Annotated in this window: 16 protein-coding genes; 6 read left to right on the top strand and 10 right to left on the bottom strand. The window is 63.2% G+C overall.

The annotated features are described in order from the left end of the window. Nucleotides 1–61: 61 nt before the first annotated feature. From miaA to AC3A5O_RS26065, 5 genes are read right to left on the bottom strand one after another with little or no spacing between them, the layout of a single operon-like run. Entirely contained in the window at nt 62–1033 is a 972-nt protein-coding gene (miaA, locus tag AC3A5O_RS26085) for a tRNA (adenosine(37)-N6)-dimethylallyltransferase MiaA (protein ID WP_305469464.1), read from the bottom strand. Further along, nucleotides 1033–2946 (bottom strand): DNA mismatch repair endonuclease MutL, encoded by a 1914-nt coding sequence (gene mutL / locus AC3A5O_RS26080; RefSeq protein WP_122567308.1) that lies wholly within the window; start codon nt 2944–2946, stop codon nt 1033–1035. Before mutL ends, miaA begins: the two co-directional genes overlap by 1 nt. Further along, nucleotides 2943–4367 carry an N-acetylmuramoyl-L-alanine amidase gene (locus AC3A5O_RS26075; RefSeq protein WP_305491609.1) on the bottom strand — a complete coding sequence of 475 codons (1425 nt, stop codon included), beginning with the start codon at nt 4365–4367 and terminating at the stop codon, nt 2943–2945. The genes mutL and AC3A5O_RS26075 overlap by 4 nt, the downstream gene beginning before the upstream one ends. Continuing rightward, on the bottom strand, nt 4367–4837 hold the full coding sequence (gene tsaE / locus AC3A5O_RS26070; RefSeq protein ID WP_305482479.1) for a tRNA (adenosine(37)-N6)-threonylcarbamoyltransferase complex ATPase subunit type 1 TsaE: 471 nt from the start codon (nt 4835–4837) through the stop codon (nt 4367–4369). Before tsaE ends, AC3A5O_RS26075 begins: the two co-directional genes overlap by 1 nt. Then, entirely contained in the window at nt 4825–6324 is a 1500-nt protein-coding gene (locus AC3A5O_RS26065; protein ID WP_122567311.1) for an NAD(P)H-hydrate dehydratase, read from the bottom strand. The genes tsaE and AC3A5O_RS26065 overlap by 13 nt, the downstream gene beginning before the upstream one ends. A gap of 63 nt (nt 6325–6387) precedes the next feature. Between AC3A5O_RS26065 and queG the strand changes: the two genes are divergently transcribed. Next, the gene (queG, locus tag AC3A5O_RS26060; protein ID WP_122567312.1) at nt 6388–7467 is read left to right on the top strand and encodes a tRNA epoxyqueuosine(34) reductase QueG; all 1080 of its coding nucleotides are present in this window, start codon (nt 6388–6390) and stop codon (nt 7465–7467) included. Here the strand turns inward: queG and AC3A5O_RS26055 are convergent. Both AC3A5O_RS26055 and orn read right to left on the bottom strand, forming a co-directional pair. Next, nucleotides 7449–8063: a trimeric intracellular cation channel family protein gene (locus tag AC3A5O_RS26055; RefSeq protein ID WP_204126993.1), complete on the bottom strand. Its 615-nt coding sequence runs from the start codon at nt 8061–8063 to the stop codon at nt 7449–7451. The two genes, queG and AC3A5O_RS26055, sit on opposite strands and share 19 nt — an antisense overlap. A gap of 221 nt (nt 8064–8284) precedes the next feature. Next, nucleotides 8285–8827, bottom strand: a complete 543-nt coding sequence (gene orn, locus AC3A5O_RS26050; RefSeq protein WP_122567314.1) for an oligoribonuclease — start codon at nt 8825–8827, stop codon at nt 8285–8287. Nucleotides 8828–8936: 109 nt separating this feature from the next. Between orn and rsgA the strand changes: the two genes are divergently transcribed. After that, nucleotides 8937–9968 (top strand): small ribosomal subunit biogenesis GTPase RsgA, encoded by a 1032-nt coding sequence (gene rsgA / locus AC3A5O_RS26045; RefSeq protein ID WP_122567315.1) that lies wholly within the window; start codon nt 8937–8939, stop codon nt 9966–9968. Nucleotides 9969–10106: 138 nt separating this feature from the next. Here rsgA and motB read toward each other — a convergent pair whose 3' ends face one another. After that, nucleotides 10107–11153, bottom strand: a complete 1047-nt coding sequence (gene motB / locus AC3A5O_RS26040; RefSeq protein WP_122567316.1) for a flagellar motor protein MotB — start codon at nt 11151–11153, stop codon at nt 10107–10109. A gap of 3 nt (nt 11154–11156) precedes the next feature. Further along, nucleotides 11157–12008, bottom strand: coding sequence for a flagellar motor stator protein MotA (gene motA / locus AC3A5O_RS26035; protein WP_122567317.1), 852 nt, complete (start codon nt 12006–12008; stop codon nt 11157–11159). A gap of 166 nt (nt 12009–12174) precedes the next feature. On the opposite strand from motA, the gene AC3A5O_RS26030 reads away from it, so the two are divergent. The 4 genes from AC3A5O_RS26030 (at nt 12175) to AC3A5O_RS26015 (ending at nt 17433) form a co-directional block, all read left to right on the top strand. Continuing rightward, on the top strand, nt 12175–13713 hold the full coding sequence (locus tag AC3A5O_RS26030; RefSeq protein WP_487753914.1) for an HDOD domain-containing protein: 1539 nt from the start codon (nt 12175–12177) through the stop codon (nt 13711–13713). A 42-nt stretch (nt 13714–13755) separates the two neighbouring features. Continuing rightward, on the top strand, nt 13756–14571 hold the full coding sequence (locus AC3A5O_RS26025) for a rhodanese-like domain-containing protein (protein WP_305482473.1): 816 nt from the start codon (nt 13756–13758) through the stop codon (nt 14569–14571). Between the two features lie 19 nt (nt 14572–14590). Further along, nucleotides 14591–15451, top strand: coding sequence for an archaetidylserine decarboxylase (gene asd, locus AC3A5O_RS26020; protein ID WP_122567320.1), 861 nt, complete (start codon nt 14591–14593; stop codon nt 15449–15451). A 221-nt stretch (nt 15452–15672) separates the two neighbouring features. After that, nucleotides 15673–17433 carry a molecular chaperone gene (locus AC3A5O_RS26015; protein WP_487753913.1) on the top strand — a complete coding sequence of 587 codons (1761 nt, stop codon included), beginning with the start codon at nt 15673–15675 and terminating at the stop codon, nt 17431–17433. Nucleotides 17434–17621: 188 nt separating this feature from the next. On the opposite strand, the gene serB is transcribed toward AC3A5O_RS26015, so the two are convergent. Then, on the bottom strand, nt 17622–18836 hold the full coding sequence (serB, locus tag AC3A5O_RS26010) for a phosphoserine phosphatase SerB (RefSeq protein ID WP_122567322.1): 1215 nt from the start codon (nt 18834–18836) through the stop codon (nt 17622–17624). Between the last annotated feature and the right edge of the window lie 107 nt (nt 18837–18943).

Below are 18943 nucleotides of genomic sequence, written 5' to 3'. Positions count from 1 at the left end.
AAATCGGAATCAGATGGCTTGGGCCGTCACACCCCCAAGGATAGACGGCAATTGCAAGGACTCAGCTCAATATGGAGATGGTCCTGAGGTATTTCAAGGCGCGTGGCAGATTGTCGCAATCGAGACTGTCGAGCCAATGCAAGTCAGTCCAGCTGCGCAGCCAGGTGAACTGGCGTTTCGCCAATTGGCGCGTGGCTATAATCCCACGCTCCTGCATCTCGGCTGACGTCAGCTTGCCGTCCAGGTAATCCCAGACTTGTCGATAACCTACCGCACGTATAGACGGCAACCCGGCATGCAGGTCACTTCGCTCACGCAGGGCTACGACCTCGTCTATGAACCCCTGTTCCAACATTAATGTGAATCTTTGTTCAATTCGCCGATGCAGCACTTGCCGGTTCGCCGGAGCGATGGCCAGATTCGCGACAGTATAGGGCAATTGTTGCAGTCCCGAAGCGGCTGCTTCAGTACTTTGCGCAGATTGTCGCTGGCGCAGGGCGGTCATGCTCTGGCCGCTGACCCGATAAACCTCCAGGGCCCGACTGAGCCGCTGCGGGTCATTGGGGTGAATACGCGCCGCCGATTCCGGGTCGATGACCGCCAGTTGCTCGTGCAAGGCTTGCCAGCCCAGGCGCGCGGCCTCTTCTTCGATCTGCGCGCGCACCTCGGGATCGGCCGCCGGCATGTCCGCCAGCCCATCGACCAAGGCCTTGTAGTACAGCATCGTGCCGCCCACCAGCAGCGGAATCTTGCCCCGCGCGGTGATCTCGGCCATGGCCTGGAGCGCGTCACGGCGGAAATCGGCTGCCGAGTAGGCTTCGGCCGGGTCGAGGATATCGATCAGCCGGTGCGGATATTCGGCCAGCAGTTCTTTCGACGGCTTGGCAGTGCCGATGTCCATGCCCCGGTAGACCAGGGCCGAATCGACGCTGATCAACTCGCAGGGCAGGACCTTGGTCAATTCGATGGCCAGGTCGGTCTTGCCGGCGGCGGTTGGCCCCATCAGGAAAATCGCGGGTGGCAACGGGCTCATCAACGACCGCGCAGGAACAGTTTGTCCAAGTCGTCCAGGCCCAATTGGGTCCAGGTCGGCCGGCCATGGTTGCATTGACCGCTGCGTTCGGTGTTTTCCATGTCCCGCAGCAGACCGTTCATTTCCGGCAGGGCCAGGCGCCGGTTGGCGCGGATCGCGCCGTGGCAGGCCATGGTGCCGAGCAATTCGTTCAGGTGCGCCTGGATCCGGTCGCTGGTGCCGTACTCCATCAAGTCCGCCAGCACGTCGCTGACCAGGCGATTGGCCTCGGCCTGCTTCAACAAGGCCGGGATCTGGCGGATCGCCAGGGTTTCCGGGCCCAGGCGCTGCAACTCAAAGCCAAGGCGCTGGAACCAGGCCACATGTTCTTCGGCGCAATCGGCTTCGCGCTGGCTGACGGCCAGGGATTCGGGCACCAACAGCGGCTGGCCGCTCAAGCCTTCGCTGGCCATGGCGATTTTCAGGCGCTCGTACATGATCCGCTCATGGGCTGCGTGCATGTCCACCAGGACCAGGCCCTGGGCATTTTCCGAGAGGATATAGATGCCTTTGAGTTGCGCCAGGGCATAGCCCAGTGGCGGGATATCGCCCTGGCCGTCGGGCATCGCCGCCGCGCCGGCTTCCGGCAAGGGCTTGAAGAACTCGCGATAGGCCGCCTGAGCCTCGGCTGCCGGCACGTTGGATTGTGGGCGCGGGGTGTATTGATACTGATAGCCACTGCCAGCACCGCTGCCGGCGGTGTTGTAGCTCGGCTGAGGCTGGGGTTGCTCCAGCAGGGCATTGGCCGCCAGGCGCATTTCGCCCTGGGGCCCGAACTCGCCCGCGTCCAACCCCGTTGGCCGGACCATGCCGGCCACTGCCGCCGGAGCCGCCAGCTGATCTTCCGGACGCACATCGCCCAAGGCGCGGTGCAAAGTGCCGTAGAGGAAATCGTGGACCATGCGCCCGTCACGGAAACGCACCTCGTGCTTGGTCGGGTGCACGTTGACGTCCACCACCGCCGGATCGACTTCGAAAAACAGCACGAAGGTCGGATGCCGACCATTGAACAGCACATCGCGATACGCCTGGCGCACCGCGTGGGCCACCAGTTTGTCGCGCACCGCCCGACCGTTCACGTAGAAATACTGCAAGTCCGCCTGGCTGCGGGAAAAAGTCGGCAACCCGACCCAACCCCACAGGTGCAGGCCATTGCGCTCCACCTCGATGGGCAAGGCCTGTTCCAGGAAGCCTGCGCCGCACACCGCACCGACACGACGGGCGCGGGCCGCATCATCGTGGGCCTCGTGCAGGCTGAGGATGGTCTTGCCGTTGTGGCGCAAATGGAACGCCACGTCAAAACGTGCCAGGGCCAGGCGCTTGATGACTTCTTGCAGATGATCGAATTCAGTCTTCTCGGCCTTGAGGAACTTGCGCCGAGCCGGGGTGTTGAAGAACAGGTCGCGCACTTCCACCGAGGTGCCCACCGGATGGGCCGCAGGCTGGACGCGAGAGGCCATGTCGCGGCCTTCGGTCTCGACCTGCCAGGCCTGCTCGGCATCGCGGGTGCGGGAAGTGAGGGTCAGGCGCGACACCGAACTGATGGACGCCAGTGCCTCACCCCGAAACCCCAGGCTCATGACCCGCTCGAGGTCTTCCAGGTCGCGGATCTTGCTGGTGGCGTGGCGCGCCAGGGCCAGCGGCAGGTCGTCGGAGGAAATACCGCCACCGTCATCGCGTACCCGAAGCAGCTTGACGCCGCCCTGCTCGACATCCACATCGATGCGCCGGGCCCCGGAATCGAGGCTGTTTTCCAACAGTTCCTTGATGACCGACGCCGGACGCTCGACCACTTCACCGGCGGCGATCTGGTTCGCCAGCCGAGGGCTGAGCAGTTCGATGCGGGCGGTGCTGCCGATCACTTCGTCACTCATTGCTTGGCCGCCACTTCATTGCCCGGAATGGTCAAGGTCTGGCCAATCTTGAGCTCATCGCTCTTGAGATTGTTGGCACTGCGCAAGGTGGCGGGCGACACCTGGTAGCGCACGGCAATCATCGCCAGGGTTTCGCCAGGGTTGACCCGGTGATCCCGTGGTCCCTGGGCGATCTTGCCGGAGTCGCGCAGCCAGGCGATGTAGGTGCCTGGCGGTGGGTTCTGCTGGAAGAACTGGCGCACACCGCTGCTGATGGATCGGGCCAGGGCCTGCTGATGGCTGGAGGACGACAGTTTGGACGCCTCGTTGGAGTTGGAGATAAAGCCGGTCTCCACCAGGATCGACGGGATGTCCGGCGACTTGAGCACCATGAACCCGGCCTGCTCGACGCGTTGCTTGTGCAGCGGCGTGACCCGACCGATGTTGCTCAGGACTTTCTGGCCGACGTTCAGGCTGGAGGTCAACGAGGCAGTCATCGACAAATCGAGCAAGACACCGGCGAGCATCCGGTCCTTGTCGTCGAGGCTGACGTTGCCGGCACCGCCGATCAGGTCGGAACGGTTTTCGCTGTCAGCCAACCAACGGGCGGTTTCAGACGTGGCGCCGCGATCGGACAGGGCAAACACCGAGGCCCCGAACGCCGCCTTCGAAGGCGCGGCGTCGGCGTGGATGGAGACGAACAGGTCAGCACCTTTCTTGCGGGCGATTTCGGTACGCCCACGCAGGGGAATGAAATAGTCGCCGGTGCGGGTCAGTTCGGCGCGGAAGCCTTTCATGCCGTTGACCTGGCGCTGCAATTCACGGGCGATGGACAGCACCACGTCTTTTTCACGTTGCCCACGCGAGCCCGAGGCCCCGGGGTCTTCGCCACCGTGACCGGCGTCGATCACCACGATGATGTCGCGCTTGCCGGCCGGGGCCGGTGGCAGTTTGAGCGCAGGTTCGGTCGGGGTCACCGGCACCGCGGGCACCGTGGCAACCTTGGTCGGCGGCGGTGGGTCGGCATCGGCCGGGTTGTCGAACAGGTCCACCACCAGCCGGTTGCCGTACTGGGCGTTGGGGGCCAGAGTGAAGCTTTTCGGGGTCACGGCTTTTTTCAGGTCAATGACCACCCGCAGGTCGGTCGGCGTACGCTGGGCCGAGCGCATCGCGGTAATCGGCGTGTTGGCGGTGGCGACGTTCAGCGGCGCGCCCAAGGAGGCACCGTTGATGTCGATCACCAGGCGATCCGGGGCGGTCAGGGTGAATACGCTGTGCTGCACCGGCCCCGTCAGGTCGAACACCAGCCGTGTGTTGTCCGGCGCCCGCCAGAGACGAACGCTGTTGACCTTTGTCTCGGCCACAGCATCGACGGCCAGTGCCGTAAGCAACAGTCCTACGACAGCAACCACCGCGCGAAAGCGCATACCAAACCCCATCATCAATTAGTTTCCAATGCCAAAGCGGCACACCACGACTCACCACGGGAGCCTTGCGGCGTCAGTTTCAGCGAACGCCCGCCGTTCTGCGCGCCAATGGTAATGGTCAGGTCGGGCTTTGGCAAAAAGCCTGCACCCTTCTGGGGCCATTCGATCAGGCACAAGGCGTCATCTTCGAAATAATCGCGGATGCCGAGGAATTCCAGCTCCTCAGGATCCACCAGTCGATACAGGTCGAAATGGAAGGCGCGAATGTCGCCGATCTCATAGGGCTCGACCAGGGTGAACGTCGGGCTCTTGACTGAACCGACGTGCCCGAGGCCGCGAATGATGCCACGGGACAAGGTGGTTTTCCCCGCGCCGAGGTCGCCTTCGAGAAAAATCAGGCCGTGGCCGGCGGTGATCTGCGCGATGCGGGCGCCAAATTGTGTCATGGCTTGTTCGTCCGCCACGTACAGGGTTACTTCAGACACGGTGAATGCTCCTCCAACAACTGACGAATGGCCGGGATCAGATCGGTCGCCGCCAATCCCCGGCCCGAGCGACCAGCCTGGGCACCGGCATTGGCATGCAGCCAAACCGCCAGGCACGCGGCCTCGAAGCCTTCCATGCCCTGGGCCAGCAAGGCCCCGACCACGCCGGCCAGTACATCCCCCAGGCCCGCCGTGGCCATGGCTGGATGGCCCTGGCTGCAAACCGCCAGGCGCCCGTCCGGGCTGGCAATCAGGCTGCCGGCACCCTTGAGGATCACCGTGGCGGTGTATTTCTGGCTCAAGGCATGGGCCGCGGCCGGGCGATCGCCTTGCACCTGGGCGGTGGACATCTCCAACAGGCGCGCCGCCTCGCCCGGGTGCGGGGTGATGACACACTGCTCAGGCAAACGGACATCGCCGCTGCTCAGCAGGTTCAGCGCATCGGCGTCCCACACTTGTGGCAGCGACGCGTTGGACGCCGCCGACAACAGGCTACGCCCCCAAGCGGCCTGGCCCAGGCCCGGCCCGACCACCAGCACGCTGGCCTGTTGGAGCAAGCCCATCAATTGGTTCGCCGAATGGGTGCCCTGCACCATCACTTCCGGCAAACGCGTCAGTGCGGCGGACACATGCTCGCTGCGGGTCGCCATCGAAATCATGCCCGCGCCGCAGCGCAGAGCGCTTTCGGCGCTCATCTGGATGGCGCCGCCGAAGCCCCGGTCGCCACCGATCAGCAGCACATGACCGAACTTGCCTTTGTGGGAAGTGGCAGCGCGAGGCGTCAGACGTGGCAGATTATTGGGTAGGAGCAGCCGGGCACTGACCGGTGCCGCTTCAACAATATCCGGATCGGCATGCAGATCATTGAATACCAGCTCACCGACCCGGTCCGCCGCTTCGCCAGTGAACAGCCCCAGTTTCAAGCCAATGAAGGTCACGGTCAGGTCGGCCGCCACCGCTGTACCCAGCACCCGCCCGGTGTCGGCGCACAACCCCGAGGGGATATCCACCGCCGCGACTGGCAGGCCGCTGACGTTGATCGTATCGATGGCCTGCACATACGGCTCACGCACATCGCCACTCAGGCCCGTGCCAAGCAACGCGTCCAGCAGCACGCCACGCAACTCGGCCTCATCCGACCACGGCTCCATCGGCACGCCCACCGCCACGGCCTCGGCATGGGCATTGGCGGCGTCGCCCTGCAATCGCCGAGGCTCGCCCACCGTCAGCACCCGCACCGGCCAACCGGCGCGCCGGGCCAGGGTCGCGACCAGATAGCCATCACCGGCATTATTGCCATGGCCGGCCAGCACAGTCAGCTCACGGGCGTCAGGCCAGCGTCGAACGATCGCTCGCCAGGTGGCGCGGGCAGCGCGCTGCATCAATTCGAAACCGGCGGTGCCTGCCGCGATCAGTTGCGCGTCGAGGGCCCGGACCTGCGCGGCGCTGTACAGCGCGTCGGGAAAATCATCTTTAGTGTGCGGCATGCGTCTTCGGGCTCCGATGTCTGGCAGAATTATACGCATCTCAGCTCTGGTTTCTCTCGCCTCATGCCTGCCATTCCCACAGACCTCCCCGCCCTCGCCCAATCCATCAAGGAATGGGGCCGCGAGCTGGGTTTCCAGCAGGTCGGCATCAGCGGCCTGGACCTGGCCGAGCATGAACAACACCTGCAACGCTGGCTCGACGCCGGCTACCACGGCGAAATGGACTACATGGGCGCCCACGGCAGCAAACGCTCGCACCCCGAGGAACTGGTGCCGGGCACGCTGCGGGTGGTGTCCCTGCGCATGGACTACCTGCCGGGCGACACGCAAATGGCGCAATTGCTCGGCCAACCGGAAAAAGCCTACGTCTCACGTTATGCGTTGGGCCGCGATTACCACAAATTGATCCGTAAACGCGTGCAGCAACTGGCAGAAAAAATTCAGGCGGCCATCGGCCCCTTTGGCTACCGCGCCTTCGTCGACAGCGCACCGGTGCTGGAAAAAGCCATCGCCGAACAGGCCGGCCTGGGCTGGATCGGTAAAAACACCCTGGTACTCAACCGCAAGGCCGGCAGCTATTTCTTCCTGAGCGAGCTGTTTGTCGACCTGCCGCTGCCCATCGACCCGCCCCACGGCACCGAGCATTGTGGAAAATGCACCGCGTGCTTGGACATCTGTCCGACGAATGCCTTCGTCGGGCCCTACGTGCTCGATGCTCGTCGCTGCATTTCCTACCTGACCATCGAGCTGAAAAGCGCGATTCCTGAAGAGCTGCGGCCACTGATCGGCAACCGGGTGTTCGGCTGTGACGATTGCCAGATCGTCTGCCCGTGGAACCGCTTCGCCCGACCGTCCGGGGAAAGCGACTTCAAGCCGCGGCACAACCTGGACAATGCCGGACTGGCCGAGCTGTTCATGTGGGACGAGGCGACGTTCCTGAGCAGTACCGAAGGCTCACCGCTGCGCCGTGCCGGTTACGAGCGCTGGCTGCGCAATCTGGCGGTGGGCCTGGGGAATGCGCCGTCAACGATTCCGGTGCTGCAAGCCCTGGAGGCGCGGCGCGACTATCCGTCGGAACTGGTGCGCGAGCACGTGGCGTGGGCGCTACGCCAACATGCCGAGCGTCAGACCTCGTCGTTGTAGACGAACTTCGGCATTTCCCAGTGAAAGCGGATCGCCAGGAGCCGCAGCAGGAAACCGCCGAACAAGGTGATGAGGATCGCCTGTTCGCTCGGCAGTTGCAGGAAGACACACAGCAGATAACACCACGCCGCGGCAAACGAGACGCTGGCGTAGAGTTCGCGACGGAAGATCAACGGAATATCGTTGCAGAAGATGTCCCGGAGGATGCCGCCAAATACCCCGGTGATCACCCCACTGACCGACGCCACCAGCATGCCATGGCCCATTTCCAGGGCCGTCATGCAGCCGATCAGGGTGAACGCCACCAGGCCCACGGCATCGAGCACCAGGAACAGCGAGCGCAAATGACGCATCCAGCGCGCCAGGAACACCGTCAGCATCGCCGCCGCGGTGGTCAGTACCAGGTATTCCGGATGCTTGACCCAAGTGAGCGGGTAATGACCGAGCAGCACGTCGCGCACCGAGCCGCCACCCAATGCCGTGACACAGGCGATCAGCACCACGCCGAACCAGTCCATGCCCCGCCGCCCGGCAGACAAGGCGCCGGTCATGGCTTCGGCGGTGATGGCGATCAGATAAAGCATCAGCAACATGATGGCGGTCCATACGGGAAGGCGCGCAGTCTAGCCAGTTTGGGCAGGCACCAAAAGAGGGCAGCTCCGCCCTGCCCGACACAGAACCTGTGGCGAGAAGGTTTGTGGGAGCAAGGCTTGCCCGCGATGATGGCGGTGCGGTCATTCAGAAACCGAGTCGCCTGTTTCGCGAGCAAGCTTTGCTCCCACAAAACCACAAGCTACAAGAACGCCGTGCGCTGGAATCAGAACTTGATGAAGTGCTTACGGTAGTGCTGCAACTCGGCAATGGACTCGCGGATGTCGTCCAGGGCCAGGTGGGTGCTGCCCTTCTGGAAACTGTCGCGCACTTCTGGCGCCCAGCGGGCGGCCAGTTCCTTGAGGGTGGAGACGTCCAGGTTGCGGTAGTGGAAGTAGCTTTCCAGGGATTTCATGTGGGTATAAAGGAAGCGCCGATCCTGGCAGATACTGTTGCCACAGATCGGCGACTTGCCCTTGGGCACCCACTGTTCCAGGAAAGCGAGGGTCTGGGCTTCGGCCTCGGCCATGCTGATCTTGCTCTCACGCACCCGCTGGGTCAGGCCCGAGCCGCCGTGCTGGCGCGTGTTCCACTCGTCCATGCCGGCGAGGATCTCGTCGCTGTGATGAATCGCGATCACCGGGCCTTCGGCCAGGGTATTGAGGTCGCTGTCGGTGACGATGGTGGCCATTTCGATGATGACGTCGGTGTCTGGGTTCAGACCGGTCATTTCCAGGTCGATCCAGATCAGGTTCTGCGGGTTTTGCATAGGGAAGCTCCTCGGCGTAGCCACGCAGTTTAGCTTAGGCAGGCCCTTGGGCGTGCTAAACTCGCCGCCGTTTTACCCTATTCGCTGCATTTCTTCATACGGAACACCCATGGCCAAACGCCAACTCAATCGTCGTCAGAACTGGCGCATCGAAAAGATCCAGGGCGAGCGCGCCGCCCGCGCCGCCAAACGCGAATCCAGTGCTGTCGAAGCCCTGGAGGGCGGCGACCTGGGCCCTGAACAGACCGGACTGGTGATCGCCCACTTCGGTGTGCAGGTCGAGGTCGAGGCCCGGGAAGGCGAACTGGCCGGCCAGGTGTTCCGCTGCCACTTGCGCGCCAACCTGCCGGCGCTGGTGACGGGCGACCAGGTGGTCTGGCGTGCTGGCAACCAGGGCATCGGCGTGATCGTCGCGCAGTTGCCGCGCCACACCGAGCTTTGCCGTCCGGACAGCCGGGGCCAGCTCAAGCCCGTGGCCGCCAACGTCGACATGATCGTCATCGTGTTCGCGCCGTTGCCCGAGCCCCACGCCAACCTGATCGACCGTTACCTGGTGGCGGCCGAACACGCCGGCATTCGCCCATTGTTGCTGCTCAACAAGTTCGACCTGATCGACGAGCACAACGCCCCGGCACTGAATGCCTTGCTGTCGGTCTATCGGGATTTGGGTTACCCGGTGCTGGAAGTCTCGGCCCATCACGGCAACGGCATGGAACAATTGCAACGGCAGCTGGACGGGCGCATTAGCGTGTTCGTCGGCCAGTCCGGTGTCGGCAAGTCCTCGCTGGTCAACAGCCTGCTGCCGGAAGTCGAGACCCGCGTCGGACCGTTGTCCGAGCTGTCCGGCCAGGGCACCCACACCACCACCACCGCACGACTGTTCCACTTCCCGGGCGGCGGTGAATTGATCGACTCGCCAGGTATCCGCGAATTCGGCCTGGGCCACGTCAGCCGGGCCGATGTCGAGGCTGGGTTCATCGAGTTCAACGAGCTGATCGGCACCTGCCGCTTCCGCGACTGCAAGCACGACCGCGAACCCGGTTGCGCCCTGCTCAAGGCCCTGGAAGAAGGTCGCGTGCATCAACAACGGATGAACAGCTACCGCTCGATCATCGCCAGTTTGCCGGAAAGCAGTTACTGACCCGGCAGGACACCTTTGTGGCGAGGGGATCCGTGGGAGCAAAGCTTGCTCGCGAAACAGGCACCTCGGTCTCCGAAAGACCGCATCGCCTTCATCGCGGGCAAGCCTTGCTCCCACAGGTCTGTATCGGCTCTCAGGTCACTGCGCCGGCGGCTCAGCCGGCTTCGGCGCGGCGTCGTCGAACAGGTTCAGCCGCTCGCGCAGTTCATGGGCCGGCACGGGTTGCTGGTCCGCCGGCAACGCGTTCGGATCGACCGCCGCGCCAGGTGTGGCGGGCGAAGCAGGCACTTCACCCGGCGCGCCCTCGCCCGGGGCAGGATCGGGCGCCGGATCGTCGGTTTGTGAGCCCTCGATCGCTTTCTGCGCCTTCTTGGTCAACACCACGATATCGATACGCCGATTGACCGGGTTGAGCGGATCCTTGCGGTCGAACAGCGCCGAAGACGCATAGCCGACCACCCGTGCCACCTGCTCGTCCGGATAACTACCGGCCACCAGGGCGCGACGGGCCGCGTTGGCGCGGTTGGCCGACAATTCCCAGTTACCGAAATCGCCTTTGCCAACGTAAGGCTTGGCATCGGTGTGACCGCTGATACTGATCTTGTTCGGCACCGCCTTGATGGTGTCGGCCATGGCCAGCAGGATGTCTTCGAAATACGGTTTCAGGCGCGCGCTGCCAGAGTCGAACATCGGCCGGTTATCAGCGTCCATGATCTGGATGCGCAGGCCATTCGGCGTGATCTCGAACAGGATCTGGTCCTTGAATTTCTGCAGTTGCGGATTTTCTTCAACTTTGTTCTGCAATTCCTGCAACAGCAACTCCAGGCGCTCGCGCTCGACCTGTTCGGCCATGCCTTCGACCTGCTCGGAATCCACCGTCACCTTGTCGGGCTGGGGCTGGGACTTGACCTCGGGGTTGAGGGTGTTTTCCGGCGCCAGGGTCGGCGAGCCGCCCAGGTCAATGATGTAGGGTGTGCCGCTTTCGGAAAAGCCGACCGGGTCCTTGAAGTAACCGGCGATGGCGATCTTCTGTTCCGGGGTTGCCGTGGACAGCAGCCACAGCACCAAGAAGAACGCCATCATCGCCGTCGCGAAGTCGGCGAAGGCAATTTTCCAAGCACCGCCATGGTGCCCGCCGGCTATGCGCTTGACGCGCTTGACGATGATCGGTTGATTATTTTCCATAACTTAACGACCGCGAACCGCTTGTTCCAACTCGGCGAAGCTTGGACGGTGCGCCGGGTACAGGACCTTGCGACCGAACTCCACCGCCAGCGATGGCGGCATGCCCGACGCCGAAGCCACCAGGGACGCCTTGATGGCTTCGTAGACGTTGAGTTCTTCCTTGGCATCATGGGCCAGGGAATGGGCCAGCGGACCGAAGAAACCGTACGCGGCCAAAATACCGAAGAAGGTACCCACCAGTGCCGCACCGACGTGCAGGCCGATGGATTTCTGGTCGCCATCGCCCAGGGAGGCCATGGTCACCACGATCCCCAATACTGCCGCGACGATACCGAAGCCAGGCATGCCGTCGGCGATGCCGTTGACCGCGTGGGACGGGTGCTCCAGGTCTTCCTTGAGGCTGTACAGCTCCATGTCGAACAGGCCTTCGAGCTCATGGGGCGCCATGTTGCCGGACGACATGATGCGCAGGTAATCACAGATGAACGCCGTCATGCGTTCATCCTTCAGCACCGAGGGATACTTGGCGAAAATCGGGCTGGCGGCGGCGTCTTCGATATCGCCCTCGATCGCCATCATGCCTTCGCGGCGACTCTTGTTGAGGATCTCGTAGATCAGCCCCAGCACCTCGAGGTAGAAGGTGTGGCTGAAGCGCGAACTGAACATGCTCAGGGATTTCTTGAGCACGTGCATCGTCATATAGCCAGGGTTGGCCTGCAAAAATGCACCGAGGGCCGCGCCACCGATGATCAGTACCTCGAAGGGCTGGATCAGGGCGGCAATCTTGCCATGGGAGAGCACGTATCCGCCGAGTACGCTCGCGAACACGACAATGATGCCGATAATTTTAGCCATAGATAGAAAGTACTTATTTAAGTCGGGTTCAAGGTCATATTCGGAAGCTGAAAAATCTCTTCTTCTACTTATCGGCAAAACTGCGCCAGACTATAGGCTGTTCTGGCGAAAAGCCAATTTGCCCCGTTCCGGGCGTAGAGAATTCATACGATGATCACGTCCAGCCATGACTAACGAAACCAAGGTTCCAACGCCCCGACCGACCACCCTCGACGGCTGGGTAAAACTGCTCAACGGCGTGCATCTGCCGGTACCCCAGGCCAGCCACGACTTGGTCTGCAAGGCCCTCGCCGACAGCCGCCGCTCGTTGCGCGACATCGCCGACCTGATGCAAGACAGTCCCGCCCTGGCCCTGAGCGTCATCCGCGAAGCCAACCATCACACCCATGGCAGCCTCGCTGAACCTGCGGAAAACCTCGAAGTGGCCATCAACCGCCTCGGCCTCAAGCGTACCGAGGAACTGCTCGCCCGCCTGCCGTCGTTGCCCGGGCCCGAAATCCCCCTCGCCTTGCGCCAACTGCAATTGATCAGCCAGCACGCCACGCAACAGGCCAATGGTTTTTTTGCCAGCCGCCTGGCACGGCTGTGGCAAGACATACACTGGGGCAGCCTGTTGTTCCTGTCGCCGCTCTGGCCCCTGGCCCTGACCCACCCGCGATTGCTTGGGGAATGGGAATTGCGGGTCGTCCATAAAGGCGAGCCCGCACACAAGGTAGAGCGCGAGCTGTTCGGCGTCAGCCTGATGGAAATCTGCCTGGCGCTGGTGGAGACCTGGCGCTTGCCCATCTGGGTGGCGCAAGGTTACCGCCTGCTGCTCAATGAACGCCGCGAGCTGGTGAAAGTCCTGCGCATCGCCCGGGACAGCGAACACCCGCTACGCCAGCAGAATCGCCTGGACGACGACCCGACCCTGCGCCGCTGGCTCAACCAGCCGGCCAACACCGTGTTGCTGGCCAACGGTCTGGCACTGGCCGCACAACAGGCCTGGGACAGCCCCGCTATCACCCGCTGGCAGTACCTCACCAGTTTGTATCTGCAGATGTCGATGGATGAGGTCCAGCAACAGCTGCACCAACAAGCGGTCAACAGTGCCCATCATCACGCCATGCCGGACCTCTGGCACCCGGCCGTAGCGCTGATCTGGCCTGCGGGCAGCCGCCGTATCCACCCCGGCTTGCTGCCCGCCGCTCCGCCCAGCGCCCAAGACCTGAGCCAGTGGCGCAAACAATGCTCCTCCATGCTGGTGGAGCCGAGCCCCTTCCGCAATGCCATGCACCTGACGACTTCGGCGCGGGACGTCCTGGTGGCCTGTGGCATGCGCCGGGTGATGATCCTGATGGCCGACCGCAGCCAGACCAGCGTACGCGTACACCAGACCGCCGGTTTGCCCAAGGAAGCCGCGGCCATGAGCTTTACCATCAGCCAGAGCAAAATACTGCAACGGTTGCTGGCCCAGCAGGCCCAGGTGCGCCTGAACCCGGACAACAACGCGCAGTTTTCGGCGCTGCTGCCGCCGGGCCTGCGCAGCCTGTTCCGCGGTGAACACCTGCTGTTGCGCTCACTGACCTGCAATGGCCGGGTGATCATGCTGGTGGCGGTGGACCAGGGCGGCGGGCCGTTCTCGGATATCACCGTGCAAGCCTTCGGCAAAACCGTGCAATGCATCGAAAGGGCCCTGCATACCTTTACCAACCGCGGCCGCTGAACTTGCTACAATCCTTTCCCTTTGCGCCCCTGGAGACCTCACATGCCTGACTTCTCTGGCTTGCCGCTGGTGATCGAACCGAGCGAACTGCTGCCGCGCCTCGACGCCCGCGAACTGATTCTGGTGGATCTGACCAGCGCCGCCCGCTACAGCACCGGGCATATCCCCGGCGCACGCTTCGTCGACCCCAAGCGCACCCAGCTCGGCCAGCCACCGGCGCCGGGCCTGCTGCCGGCCAAGGCCGACCTGGAAGCCCTGTTCGGCGAACTCGGGCACCACCCGGATGCGGTCTATGTGGTCTATGACGATGAAGGCGGCGGCTGGGCCGGGCGGTTTATCTGGCTGCTGGACGTGATCGGCCACTCGAACTACCACTACCTCGATGGTGGCTTGCTGTCGTGGCTGAACGAAGGCCTGCCGGTGTCCATCGACGTCCCTGCCCCCGTCGCCGACCCGGTCAGCCTGACGCTGCACGAAGCCCCCACCGCCACCCGCGAATACCTGCAAAGCCGTCTCGGTGCCGCCGACCTGGCCATCTGGGACGCTCGCGGCCCGCTGGAATACTCCGGCGAGAAAGTCGTCGCGGCCCGGGGCGGACACATTCCCGGCGCGGTCAATTTCGAATGGACGGCCGGCATGGACCCGGCGCGCAACCTGCGCATCCGTAAGGACATGGCGCAAATCCTTGAACAATTGGGCATCACGCCTGACAAAGAAATCATCACCCACTGCCAGACTCACCACCGCTCTGGCTTCACCTACCTGGTGGCCAAGGCGCTCGGTTATCCACGGGTCAAAGGCTATGCCGGTTCCTGGGGCGAATGGGGCAACCATCCCGACACGCCCATCGAGCTTTGAAGGTTCTTAAGGACAGTTAATGAAAAACCGTTTGTTCATCCTCACTCAATACCTGCTGCCCCACCACCTGTTGTCGCGGTTGGCCGGTTGCATTGCCGAATGCCGCGTGCGCTGGTTCAAGAACGCCTTCACCGCGTGGTTTGCCAAGCGCTACCAAGTGGACATGTCCCAGGCCTTGGTGGAAGACCTGACAGCGTATGAGCACTTCAACGCCTTCTTCACCCGCGCCCTGAAAGACGGCGCCCGCCCACTGGACGAGACCCCGGGCGCGATCCTCAGCCCCGCCGACGGTGCCGTCAGCCAGCTCGGCCCGATCGAGCACGGCCGGGTGTTCCAGGCCAAGGGCCACAGTTTCAGCGTGCTGGAGCTGCTGGGCGGTGACGCGGCCAACGCAGCGCCGTTCATGGGCGGCGATTTCGCCACCATCTACCTGTCCCCCAAGGACTACCACCGCGTGCACATGCCATTGGCCGGCACCCTGCGGGAGATGGTCTACATCCCCGGACGGATTTTCTCGGTCAACCAGACCACCGCTGAAAACGTTCCAGAACTGTTCGCCCGCAACGAGCGCGTGGCGTGCATTTTCGACACCGAGCGCGGGCCGATGGCCGTGGTGCTGGTGGGCGCGATGATCGTGGCCTCCATCGAAACCGTCTGGGCCGGGCTGGTGACGCCACCCAAGCGCGAGCTGAAAACCTTCCGTTACGACGAAGCCGCCCGTGCGCCGATCCACCTGGAAAAAGGCGCCGAACTGGGACGCTTCAAGCTGGGTTCGACCGCCGTCGTGCTGTTCGGGCCGGACCAGGTGAAATGGGCCGAAGGCCTGGTGGCCGGCTCGCCGGTGCAGATGGGCCAGGGCCTGGCATTGCCGAAAGCCTGAGCCTCACCAGCCCTTGAAGCAGGCCTGTAGAAGGCCTGAAGGCTGGAGCCTGTGGGAGCAAGGCTTGCCCGCGATGAACGATGAGGCGGTCTAAAAGAAACCGCTGCGCCTGTATCGCGAGCAAGCTTTGCTCCCACAGCACATTCAGGGCAACACGCCGGCCTGTCAGCTGCTAGAGTTGGAAACACCACGTTTATTTCCCGCCGGAGCCCGCACACGGCATGAATGAGACCAGCCCTCTCCAGCTACTGCGCGTCCTGACCCCGACACAATCACGCCTGTCGTTCTGCGAGGCTACGCCACGGGACCTCAAGCGCTGGATCGCCAACCTGCCCAAAGCCAACATCGGCGAAACGGCCCGCCTGTTGTACCAGGCCCTTGGCGAACTCAACCAACTGCTCACGCCCAGCGACAATCGCCTGCAACTGCTCGAACTGCTGCGGCCCGAGGTGTATTACGTTTGCAAACACCTGGAGCGGCACTTCCTGCAACAGGCCATCGTGCTGGATGATCGCTCGCGCAAGATCGTCAACCTGTGCCAGGCCCTGCAAACCCAACTGGCGATGGGCTACAAACAGATCGTGGCGCGTATCGCGTCGAAGTACACCAAGGACCGGGCCCGCCTGCTGAGCACTGCGCTGCAACGGGCGTTGCATGCCCTCAACGGCCCACTGCTGCGTGCCAGTCAACTGTACAGCCCAGTGCCCGAGGGGCTGTGGCTTGATTTGCATCAGTTGTACCGGATCGCCTGCCAGCACCGGCTGCAACACCTGAGCGTGAGTGACGAACTGGCCAGCCAGGTTCATCAATTGAACGCCGAGCAAACCTATGTCGTCGCCCTGCTGCTGGGCGCGTCACGCAGCAACCAGTTGCGCCAGAGCCAGATCGGACGGCTGACCGAAGTGCTCGAATCCTGGAGCCAGTGGGTCAAGCTGGACCCCGCCACCACCGCCACCAGCCTGTTCGCGGTTGCGCCGGAGCTGGATGTCGGGCCACGCTACCGCTCCAAGTTCCGCGCCGAACAGCAGCCTACCTTGCAGGGCTTTGACCCACAGCCACTGGTGCGTGCAATCGCCACTCACCTGGAACAACCTGCCGATAATACGTTGCCAGTCCCGGGGGGCATGAGCGCCGACACCTTGCATCACCTGCAAGCCGCCTGGGGCGAAGCGGCTGAACGCAGCTTCCAGCGCACCGAGGGCAACGGCACACTGACCCTGTGCGTGGGCATGAGTGCGCTGCACTACTACCTTGGCGGCGAGCGCTCGTTCAACGAGATCTTGAAAAGCCCCACCACCCGCAAAGCCCGCTTCGAAGCCTCGCCGAGCAAGACAAACGGCACCTGGAAGCAAGCGTTCGATGCAGCCCCCGCCGGCGACAGCGACCTGTTGCCCTATGAAGAAATCGAGTACCCGGTCAACCCGGCCGATGACGATGGCACCAGCTCCGACAACCAGCATCACTTCCCCACCTACGACCTGCCGATCATCAACCACAGCCCAGGCGGCTATTGCCTCGGCTGGCCCAAGGAAGTACCGGAACAGTTGCAAGCCGGGGAAATGATCGGCATCCGCGACGCCAGCGATCAAGCCTGGAGCGTCGCCGTGGTGCGCTGGATCCGCCAAGTGCGCAACGGGGCCATGCAAATGGGCATCGAACTGGTCGCCCCCCATGCCCAGCCTTGCGGGCTGCAGTTGGTCCGGGATGAAAATGAACACGGTCACTATCTGCGCGGGCTGTTGCTTCCCGAGATCAGTGCCATTGACCTGCCCCCGACCATGATCGCCCCCCGCCTGCCCTTCCAGGAAGGCCAGCGGGTGTTGATCAATACCAACGGCCAGGAACGCCGCGCCGGCCTGGACCGTCGGGTGACCAGCACCCACAGTTTCAACCAGTTTTCCTATCACCCGGAAGAGTCAGCCGAGACTGGGGATGGCGGCGACCAAGAGGGGAATTTTGATTCGTTGTGGAAATCGCTTTAAGCAGCGCTATAGCCCCCCTGTGGCGAGGGGATTTATCCCCGCTGGGCTGCGCAGCAGCCCCAGAACCTGACGACTCGCTATGTCAGGCTGAGTGGGGGTGCATTGGGGGGCTGCTGCGCAGCCCAACGGGGATAAATCCCCTCGCCACGGATAAGTCCCTGGCCACAGGAAATGTCGCAAGCTCAGAGTTAGAGCTGCCCGTCACGATCCCTGAAGCCCAGCAAATACAACACCCCATCCAGCCCCAGGGTGGAAATCGCTTGCCGGGCCGACTGCTTGACCAGCGGTTTGGCGCGGAACGCCACGCCCAGGCCCGCGATCGCCAGCATCGGCAAATCGTTGGCGCCGTCGCCCACGGCGATGGTCTGTTCCAGGCGCAGGCCTTCTTTTTCAGCCAGTTCACGCAGCAGGTCCGCCTTGCGCTGGGCATCGACGATCGGTTCGACGGCCACGCCGGTCACCTTGCCATCCACCACTTCCAATTCGTTGGCGAATACGTAGTCGATACCGAGTTTGGCCTGCAATTGCTTGGCGAAGTAGGTGAAGCCGCCGGACAGGATGGCGGTCTTGTAGCCCAGGCGCTTGAGCTCGGCGAACAGGGTCTCGGCGCCTTCGGTCAGGCGCAGGGAAGCGCCAATGGAATCCAGCACGCTGACGTCCAGCCCCTTGAGCAGCGCCAGGCGCTCCTTGAAGCTGGCACGGAAATCCAGCTCGCCGGCCATGGCGCGCTCGGTAATGGCCGAGACCTTGTCGCCCACGCCGGCCGCCTTGGCCAGTTCGTCGATGACTTCGGCTTCGATCAGCGTCGAGTCCATGTCGAACACCGCCAGACGGCGGTTGCGGCGGAACAGCGAATCTTCCTGGAAGGCGATGTCGACATTCAGTTCCTGGGCCACGCTGAGGAACTCGGCACGCAACGCCTGGGGATCGGCCGGTTCGCCGCGCACCGAAAATTCGATGCAACCCTTGCCCTTGTCGGCCGGGGTGTCCAGCGGCATACGCCCGGACAGGCGGTCGATGTGGTCGATGTTCAAGCCATATTGGGCGGTGATCGAGCTGACGCGCTGCAACTGCTCGGCGGTCACCTTGCGGGTCAGCAGGGTCACGATGTGGCGCTTCTTGCCCTGACCAGCCACCCAATGCCGGTAGTCGTCCTCGGACACCGGGGTGAAGCGCACCTGCTGGTCGAGCTTGTAGGCGGTAAACAGGATGTCCTTGAGCACGGATTTGCTTTGTTCGGCGTCCGGGATTTCAACCAGAATGCCGAACGACAGCGTGTCATGGATCACCGCCTGACCGATGTCGAGAATGTTCACACCACCCTGGGCCAGAACGCCGGTAATGGCCGCAGTCAGACCCGGACGGTCGCTGCCAGTGATGTTTATCAGGACGATTTCGCGCAAGGCGCACCCCCGCAGGTGGAAAAAAACCGCATTCTACCCACATTCAGTGACCATCGGGCACCGCCAGTGCTTTGCCGGTCATGGGGCTGTCGCTATACTGCGCGTCA

The sequence above is a fragment of the Pseudomonas sp. Soil_N_39 genome, assembly GCF_057655955.1.
Note: the sequence above shows the minus strand (reverse complement) of the source record. Positions and strands in the feature narration are given on the sequence as shown.

Bases quoted from the DNA above. Each gene is read 5' to 3' on its own strand.
- rsgA (WP_122567315.1), top strand. From the start codon at position 8,937: ATGGCCAAACGCCAACTCAATCGTCGTCAGAACTGGCGCATCGAAAAG.
- AC3A5O_RS26065 (WP_122567311.1), bottom strand. From the start codon at position 6,324: ATGCCGCACACTAAAGATGATTTTCCCGACGCGCTGTACAGCGCCGCG.
- motA (WP_122567317.1), bottom strand. From the start codon at position 12,008: ATGGCTAAAATTATCGGCATCATTGTCGTGTTCGCGAGCGTACTCGGC.
- AC3A5O_RS26075 (WP_305491609.1), bottom strand. From the start codon at position 4,367: ATGATGGGGTTTGGTATGCGCTTTCGCGCGGTGGTTGCTGTCGTAGGA.
- miaA (WP_305469464.1), bottom strand. From the start codon at position 1,033: ATGAGCCCGTTGCCACCCGCGATTTTCCTGATGGGGCCAACCGCCGCC.
- AC3A5O_RS26015 (WP_487753913.1), top strand. From the start codon at position 15,673: ATGAATGAGACCAGCCCTCTCCAGCTACTGCGCGTCCTGACCCCGACA.
- queG (WP_122567312.1), top strand. From the start codon at position 6,388: ATGCCTGCCATTCCCACAGACCTCCCCGCCCTCGCCCAATCCATCAAG.
- AC3A5O_RS26030 (WP_487753914.1), top strand. From the start codon at position 12,175: ATGACTAACGAAACCAAGGTTCCAACGCCCCGACCGACCACCCTCGAC.
- AC3A5O_RS26025 (WP_305482473.1), top strand. From the start codon at position 13,756: ATGCCTGACTTCTCTGGCTTGCCGCTGGTGATCGAACCGAGCGAACTG.
- asd (WP_122567320.1), top strand. From the start codon at position 14,591: ATGAAAAACCGTTTGTTCATCCTCACTCAATACCTGCTGCCCCACCAC.
- motB (WP_122567316.1), bottom strand. From the start codon at position 11,153: ATGGAAAATAATCAACCGATCATCGTCAAGCGCGTCAAGCGCATAGCC.
- orn (WP_122567314.1), bottom strand. From the start codon at position 8,827: ATGCAAAACCCGCAGAACCTGATCTGGATCGACCTGGAAATGACCGGT.
- mutL (WP_122567308.1), bottom strand. From the start codon at position 2,946: ATGAGTGACGAAGTGATCGGCAGCACCGCCCGCATCGAACTGCTCAGC.